We start from the raw sequence: 7,267 nt of genomic DNA on the forward strand, positions 1-7,267 counted from the left end.
ATTTGTAACACTATAAAATAAAATTTATGTCTCTAATCAAATCTATTTCAGGTTTTCGTGGAACAATCGGAGGAAAACCAGGAGATAATTTAACTCCAATAGACGCTGTAAAATTTGCAGCAGCTTACGGAACTTGGCTTAAGAATCAATCAAATCAATCAGAATATAAAGTAATTGTAGGGCGCGATGCTCGTATTTCTGGACAAATGGTTTCTCAATTAGTTTGTTCAACTTTACAAGGATTAGGAATTAATGTTGTCGATTTAGGTTTATCTACAACGCCAACTGTAGAAGTTATGGTGACACATTTGCATGCAGATGGAGGAATTATTTTAACTGCTTCTCACAATCCAAAAGAATGGAATGCCTTGAAATTATTGAATGCAAAAGGAGAATTTGTTTCTGCTGCAGACGGCGCACAAATTTTAGCTTTCGCAGATAAAGATGATTATACATTTGCTGAAGTTGATGATTTAGGTTCTTATGAAACGTTTGACGACGCTATTGATTTACATATCGAGAAAATTTTAGCATTGCCATTAGTAAATGCAAAAGCGATTCAAGAGAAAAATTTCAAAGTTGCGATTGATGCGGTAAATTCAACCGGAGGAATTGCAATTCCTAAGTTGTTACAACGTTTAGGTGTGATTCATTACGATATGTATTGTGAGCCAAACGGGCATTTTCCACATAACCCAGAGCCTTTAAAAGAACATTTAGGTGATATCTGTAAAAAAGTAATCGACGAAAAAGCTGATTTCGGAATTGTAGTTGATCCAGATGTTGACCGTTTAGCAATTATCGACGAAAAAGGTGAAATGTTTGGAGAAGAATACACATTAGTTGCAGTCGCAGATTATGTATTATCAAAAACGCCTTCAGCAACAGTTTCTAACTTATCATCTTCTCGTGCATTACGCGATATTTCTGAAAAATATGGTCAAAAATATTCGCCTTCAGCAGTTGGAGAAGTGAATGTTGTAGTTGAAATGAAAAACGTTGATGCTAAAATTGGTGGAGAAGGAAACGGTGGAATTATTTATCCAGAATTACACTACGGGCGTGATTCTTTAGTTGGAATTGCTTTATTCTTGACGTATTTAGCTGAACAAGATAAATCAGTTTCTGAAATTAGAGCTTCTTATCCAGCATATTTTATGGCGAAAAAGAAAATCGAATTAACACCAGAAATCAATGTGGACGAATTGTTAGTGAAAATTCAAGAAGTTTACAAAAATGAAGAAATCAATACGGTTGATGGAGTTAAAATTGATTTCCCTACAGAATGGGTTCATTTAAGAAAGTCAAACACAGAGCCAATTATTCGTATTTATACTGAAAGTACTTCAGAAGAAAATGCAAATAAATTAGCCGATAAAATGATCGAAAGCATCAAAAATATTATCTAAAACAATCTATTTTAATTGTTTAACAAATGTGCAAAACTCTAACAATTCGTTATGATTTTTGCACATTTTATTTTGTAAATTAGTCTATCACTATGGACGAAGATTTTTTTAATAACGAGCTAATTGAAGGTTTTGAGCAAATGCTTGATAATCGTGAATATAAGTATTACGATTCGGAGGATTTGGTCGAAATTATTGAGTTCTATCTTGAAGTAAATGATAGCGAATATGCAAAACGTTCGTTAGATTTTGCAGAAAAAATGCATCCCGAGAATATAGATATCAAAATCAAGAGAATTGAATATTTTCTTACAATTGAGGATTTAAAAAAAGCTGCAAAACTCATCAAAGATTTAAAGGATTTAGCTGCAAACGAATTAGATTACCTTCTTGTACAAGCGCGATTTTGGGGAATGAAAAATATGCCTCGAAAAGCGATAAATTTTTATGAAGAAGCTTTGCAAATAGACGAAGAAGAAACTGATTTTATTTGCAATTGTATCGGAAATGAATATTTGAATTTAGATGAAGTTCATTCTGCGTTAATTGCTTTCAAAAAAGCATTGAAATTCAATCCAGAAAACGATTATACTTTCTACTCTATTATTCAATGCTACGAAGAAATTCATAATCCTGATGAATGCATCGAATTTTTAAAAGATTTTATTGACGATAATCCATATTCGGAAGTTTCTTGGTTGCAACTTGGTCTGTTGTACAATCACAAAAAAATGTATGACGAAGCTATAAATGCATTGGATTACGTGCTCGCGATTAATCCTAACTCTATTGTTGGTCATGCTAACAAAGCGCTTTCATTGGAAGAATTAGGAGAATATAATAAAGCAATAGAAACGCTAGAAGAAACATTAGAATTTGATGATTCGCCCGCTGTTACGCATATGAAAATTGGTGAATTGTACGAAAAGTTAGAGAAACCACAAAAAGCATTGAAAGCTTATCATATTGCGATAAAAGAAGATCCGCAATTGGATAAAGTTTGGGCAAAAACAGCTTCGCTTTACAACAAATTAGGAAATATAGAGGAAGCCGAATATTACATTCAGCGTGCAATAGAATTGAATGGCGATAGTTACGAATATTATACAGATTCAACTTACTATTTTCTGAAACAAATGAAGTTTGAAGAAGCTATAAAAAACCTTTCGAAATTGGTTCAATTAAAGCCTTTAGTTTTCCATACTTGGTTTGCTTACGTCGAAACTTTAATTGCTGTTGGCGAATACGAGGAAGCGATTGCAGTCTTATTAACAGGCGCTTTAAAGAATTTTAATCGTGCCGAATTTTTCTATCAATTGAGTAATGTCTATTATATTACAGAGCAAGATCAATTAGGAAATGAAGCGTTGCAAAATGCATTAAGTTTGGATCGAAATTTAAAAGATTCTATGATTGAATATTATCCGATTTTAGAAGAAAAAATCAATCAAATTTCTGGAAATAACGAATAAAATATAATTCTTAAGCCATCTTTTTTAGATGGCTTTTTTTCTTCACAGTAAAATAACACAGGTTTATTCAAAAAAACTTAACTTTATGAAACTAAACAAGCCTTATGAACTTTGTCGCACATCAATATTTATCTTTCGGAAATCAATCGCTTCAAATTGGAAATTTGCTTGGTGAAACTGTAAAGGGAAAACAATATTTAGATTTTCCAGAAGATATTCAGAAAGGCATTTTATTGCATCGTTCAATTGATACATTTACAGATTCTCACGAAACTGTCAAACAAAGTTCAAGTTATTTTCACGAAACACAACACAAATTTGCACCAATTATTATTGATGTGATTTATGATTATTTTTTGATTAAATATTGGAATAATTATTCTGAAACTCCTTTCGAAAAATTCAAATCAGATTGTTATCAATTATTTAAGGATGAATACAATTCGCTTCCAAAAAAACTACAAGAAATCATTTTTTATTTGTTGAAATATGATTGGTTCGAAAATTATTCGACCATAGAAGGCGTTCAAAAAACATTAAAAGGAATCGGAAGTCGAGCAAAATTTGAGAATAATTTACATCAAATCATTCCCGAATTTGAAAAAAATTATGCGAATCTAGAAACTGATTTTCTATCATTTTTTCCTCAAATCCAAACGCATTGCAAGAACTTTGTATTCGTTGATTCTCAAGTCTAAATTTCATTTTAAGAATTCGATAAAATTCATTAGTTTAGGGCTGTAAACAAACAGAAAACCACAATGGATTTAACTTTTAATAAAAGAGAGGATCATAACAAATTATTACTTTCTAAACTACGCCAAAAACTGAAACAAGTTTACCTTGGCGGAGGTCAAAAAAGAATTGATGCGTTGCATAGCAAAGGAAAAATGTCTGCAAGGGAACGTATTGATTATCTTTTGGACGAAAAAAAACCGAACATAGAGATTGGTGCTTTAACAGGAGATGAAATGTACAAAGAACACGGCGGATGTCCTTCGGGAGGTGTTGTTGTGAAAATTGGTTACATTTCTGGTAAACAGTGTATTGTTGTTGCAAATGATGCGACAGTAAAAGCTGGTGCTTGGTTCCCAATTACAGGTAAAAAGAATTTGCGTGCTCAAGAAATTGCGATGGAAAATAAATTGCCAATTATTTATTTGGTGGACAGCGCAGGTGTTTATTTACCAATGCAAGATGAGATTTTTCCTGATAAAGAAATGTTTGGTCGAATTTTCCGCAATAATGCAATCATGTCATCAATGGGAATTACTCAAATTTCTGCTGTGATGGGAAGTTGTGTTGCTGGTGGAGCATATTTACCAATTATGAGCGACGAAGCAATGATTGTAGACAAAACAGGTTCTATTTTCTTGGCAGGAAGTTATTTGGTAAAAGCAGCAATTGGCGAAGATATTGACAACGAAACTTTAGGTGGAGCAACAACACATTGCGAAATCTCTGGCGTGACTGATTATAAAGCAAAAGATGATAAAGATGCGTTGGATAGAATAAAATCTATTGTTGGTAAAATTGGTGATTATGAAAAAGCTGGATTTAATCGAATTGAAGCAGCAAAACCTGCTTTAGATGAGAAAGAAATCTATGGTATTTTACCTGAATCACGTTCTGAGCAGTACGATATGTATGAGATTATTAACAGACTTGTTGATAACTCGGAATTGGACGAATATAAGCCTGATTATGGGAAATCAATCATCTGTACGTATGCTCGAATTGATGGTTGGGCAGTTGGAATTGTAGCTAATCAACGTAAAATCGTGAAGTCTAAAAAAGACGGAATGCAGTTCGGTGGTGTGATTTATTCAGATTCTGCGGATAAAGCGACTCGTTTTATTGCGAATTGTAACCAAAAGAAAATTCCGTTAGTTTTCTTACAAGATGTGACTGGTTTTATGGTTGGATCTAAATCTGAACATGGTGGTATTATCAAAGATGGTGCGAAAATGGTAAATGCAGTTTCGAATTCTGTTGTTCCAAAATTCACGATTATAGTTGGTAATTCTTATGGTGCAGGAAACTATGCTATGTGTGGAAAAGCTTATGATCCTAGATTAATTGCGGCTTGGCCTTCGGCTCAATTGGCAGTTATGGGAGGTGAGCAAGCGGCGAAAGTTTTGCTACAAATAAAAGAAACGACTTTGAAAGCGCAAGGTGTAGAAGTTGATGAAGTGAAAAAGCAAGAACTTTTGAACGAAATTACAGCAAAATACAATGATGAAACAAGTCCTTATTATGCTGCGGCACGTTTGTGGACAGATGGAATTATTGATCCTTTGGATACGCGTAAATGGATTTCAATGGGGATTGAAGCTGCGAATCATGCTCCAATTGAAAAACAATTTAATTTAGGTGTCATTCAAGTTTAGAAAAACGAAAATATCCAAAAAATAAAAAGAGAATCCTAAAATTGGATTCTCTTTTTATTTTTTGAATATTGTTTGAAACATATAAATCAAATCTTGTCGAAAACTCCAATTCTTTACATATTCTACATTAATCTTGACTTTATCTGGCCAAAGAATTTCATCATTATATTTGATAGGATTTTTTACTTTAGACAAAATTTCTTCTTCATTACGATATTTCAATTGTGCAGGTCCAGTAATACCAGGCTTTACATTTATTATAATTCGATCTTGACCTATCAATTTATCAGCATAACCAGAAACATCTGGACGAGGACCAACAAAACTCATTTCTCCTTTTAGTATATTAAACAATTGAGGTAATTCATCTAATTTATAATCTCGAAGAATCTTTCCAATTTTGGTAATTTGATGTTGATCGGTTGTTATTGTCGATTTAGAAATTCCTTTTATTGTTCTGATTTTATAAATATTAAAAAGCCTTCCATTCTTCCCTACTCTTTTCTGTGTAAAAACACCAAATTGGTTGGTATCAATAGAACTTATGATAATTAACAAAACAATTAATCCCACTAAAAAAATTAGTAGGATTAATGCAAGTATAAAATCAAATATGTTCTTTAAGATCATTTCAATTAAAAGAATTTACCTTTAATTCGAGAAGCTAAACGTTTTATTTTTCCAATACGAGGTAACTCAATTGCTCCGTCTTGTCTTACATACACTCCATTTCCTCCTTGAGTACTATTGCCTGAAGTAATAAAATCACTAAGAATTCCCATAGAAGCTCCTGCAGCAGAAGAAATATTAATTAAAATTTGATCATTTTTTTGAATATGATATTCAGGCCTTTCAAAAGAAATCTTACCATTTGCATCTAATTTTAAATTAGGATCTGGCTGAATTAGTTGAACATCTTTTAAAGATATACATAAAAACAAATTCATGACTATCAACAAAATAAAGGTTTTGGTTAAAGTTGATTTTAAGTTAAGCATTTTTATAATGATATTTTTTTATTCTTTTTTAATACTACAGCATACCGTAGATAAACAACAAAACTAATTGATAAAACAATAAAGATCAAAAATAGTTTATTAATTTCAATATTTCTAAAAAAATACCCAATGAATATAAAAAAAATGTTAATAAGTACTAATATTATTGAAGTTTTAATATGAGTTAACTCTAATTTTAAAAACTGGTGATGAAGATGGTTTTTGTCTGCCGAAAAAGGACTTCTTTTTCTAAGAATTCGGATTGTAAAAACCGATAAAGTGTGTACGATTGTAGTAACAAAAATAAAAAAATAAAACAAGTCCTGTTTTTTAAACCTAAACTAGAGGTTTCACTAATGTATAAAAAGCGAATTGCCATAAAAGTTAAAATAAATCCTATAACCATAGAACCAGTATCTCCCATGAATATTTTAAACTTTTTGGACAAATTATACCTTCCAAAACCTATTAAAACAGCTAATGTACTAACAGCTTATATTCCTATTCCGTAATCAAATATTCTGTAGAATATATAAACAAAACACAAACTAATTACTATACCAATTCCTGAAGCTAAACCATCAATTCCGTCAATTAAACTGAACGCATTTATTAGTACTATAAATACAAAAATGACCCGTTGTGCATTTTAAATAATTTGAGTTTTTAGATTATTAATATTTCGATTAAAGTATGTTTTATTAATGTACTGAACCACAGTAAGTGCAGTAATTTTAGCTAAAATTCTGGTTTTAAACCCTTCGAAAGTCTTTGCATAATTTCGTCTAATCATAAACTGATCACATAGTTGAGAAAATAACGTTTCAATTCTTTTTCGATACTTTTTGAATGGATAAAACTGAGGTTTATACTCTTTTTGATTGGATCTTTTCGGTGTTTCTAATCGAATATTAGCTTCATTAAATAAGTCAATTTGAATTGTTTGTGATAAATACCCTTTATCTCCAAGTAGCAAACAATCACACATTTGAGTTTTA

The 7,267-nt window shown here is 31.4% G+C and carries 7 protein-coding genes and 1 pseudogene; 4 read left to right on the forward strand and 4 right to left on the reverse strand.

Translation table 11 applies throughout. The annotated features are described in order from the left end of the window. Positions 1-26 precede the first annotated feature (26 nt). The 4 genes from glmM to B3J26_RS13930 all read left to right on the forward strand — a co-directional run bounded on the left by glmM (position 27) and on the right by B3J26_RS13930 (position 5,271). Positions 27-1,409 carry a phosphoglucosamine mutase gene (gene glmM, locus B3J26_RS13915; RefSeq protein ID WP_291074839.1) on the forward strand — a complete coding sequence of 461 codons (1,383 nt, stop codon included), beginning with the start codon at positions 27-29 and terminating at the stop codon, positions 1,407-1,409. Positions 1,410-1,501: 92 nt separating this feature from the next. Beyond that, positions 1,502-2,881, forward strand: coding sequence for a tetratricopeptide repeat protein (locus B3J26_RS13920; protein ID WP_291074840.1), 1,380 nt, complete (start codon positions 1,502-1,504; stop codon positions 2,879-2,881). 104 nt (positions 2,882-2,985) lie between these two features. Continuing rightward, on the forward strand, positions 2,986-3,579 hold the full coding sequence (locus B3J26_RS13925; RefSeq protein ID WP_291074841.1) for an ACP phosphodiesterase: 594 nt from the start codon (positions 2,986-2,988) through the stop codon (positions 3,577-3,579). Between the two features lie 63 nt (positions 3,580-3,642). Further along, positions 3,643-5,271, forward strand: coding sequence for an acyl-CoA carboxylase subunit beta (locus B3J26_RS13930; protein WP_291074842.1), 1,629 nt, complete (start codon positions 3,643-3,645; stop codon positions 5,269-5,271). Positions 5,272-5,325: 54 nt separating this feature from the next. On the opposite strand, the gene B3J26_RS13935 is transcribed toward B3J26_RS13930, so the two are convergent. The 4 genes and pseudogenes from B3J26_RS13935 to B3J26_RS13945 form a co-directional block, all read right to left on the reverse strand. Beyond that, complete coding sequence (locus tag B3J26_RS13935) at positions 5,326-5,901, reverse strand: sugar transferase (RefSeq protein ID WP_291074843.1); 576 nt, start codon at positions 5,899-5,901, stop codon at positions 5,326-5,328. A gap of 5 nt (positions 5,902-5,906) precedes the next feature. Further along, positions 5,907-6,269 carry a polysaccharide biosynthesis/export family protein gene (locus B3J26_RS13940; protein WP_291074844.1) on the reverse strand — a complete coding sequence of 121 codons (363 nt, stop codon included), beginning with the start codon at positions 6,267-6,269 and terminating at the stop codon, positions 5,907-5,909. Between the two features lie 196 nt (positions 6,270-6,465). Further along, positions 6,466-6,903, reverse strand: a pseudogene (locus B3J26_RS14935) (hypothetical protein). A 15-nt stretch (positions 6,904-6,918) separates the two neighbouring features. Then, on the reverse strand, positions 6,919-7,267 hold a 349-nt coding region (locus B3J26_RS13945; protein WP_291074845.1), incomplete at its 5' end, for a transposase.

The sequence above is a fragment of the Empedobacter sp. UBA5987 genome, assembly GCF_002429865.1.
In the GTDB taxonomy this organism is placed as follows: domain Bacteria; phylum Bacteroidota; class Bacteroidia; order Flavobacteriales; family Weeksellaceae; genus Empedobacter; species Empedobacter falsenii_B.